Raw genomic sequence first — 755 nt, 5'->3', positions numbered from 1 at the left:
CGTTATCTGGTCAAAGTTAGTCTTTTTCGGGAAAAACCACCGTAACCATCGATTGAAATATTCATTGGATCCCCGTTCCCATGGTGAATACGGGTGACAAAAATAAACTTTAATCTGATAGTCTTGTTCTATGGATCGATAATCGGCAAACTCCTTACCATGATCAACAGTTATAGATTTCACTTGGGAACCGAAGGTCCCCATAAAATTTCCAAAGGTATCATTTAAGGCCTTGGCGGTGCGATTAGGGGCTTTGATAGCCCATAGAAGCCGGGTTTTACGTTCTACAAAAGTGACCAAACATGCTCGTGACTGACCTCGGCTAGAAAGTACCGTATCGACTTCCCAATGACCAAAAGCTAATCGCTGATTGACAGATTTTGGTCGTTGTTCAATGGAAGTCCCACTTGTAAATGTGACACGATGCTCATTAGCTCGGCGCTGTCGGACATTTCGATTAGGTAGATCAGCCAAGTTGAAAGGTAACCAGCCAAGCTTAAGCCAGTTATAAATTGAAGCGGTGCTCAGGTTAAAAGCTGTCGCAATCGCTTCTGGTGACCAAGTTAAACGTAGGTGGTTGGTAATTAAAATTGTCAATGATGGCGTTAGAATTGAATGGCGACCACAAGCCCGCCTTTTATGATCTGCGTCTTGTTGCGCTAATTCGGGATCATAGGGTTTGACCCGATCTAATTCATAGCTAATAGTTGATTTGGCAACGCCTAAGGCGTCAGCCATATCTTGGTAAGTATGAT

Annotated in this window: 1 protein-coding gene; it reads right to left on the bottom strand. The window is 43.3% G+C overall.

What is annotated here, in order from left to right; genetic code table 11:
- Nucleotides 1-755: IS30 family transposase (locus CES79_RS12385; protein WP_143456353.1), on the bottom strand; the 755-nt coding region annotated here is incomplete at both ends.

The sequence above is a fragment of the Secundilactobacillus silagei JCM 19001 genome, assembly GCF_002217945.1.
Classification (GTDB): Bacteria; Bacillota; Bacilli; order Lactobacillales; family Lactobacillaceae; genus Secundilactobacillus; species Secundilactobacillus silagei.
This window is presented reverse-complemented; position numbering and strand designations above follow the sequence as displayed.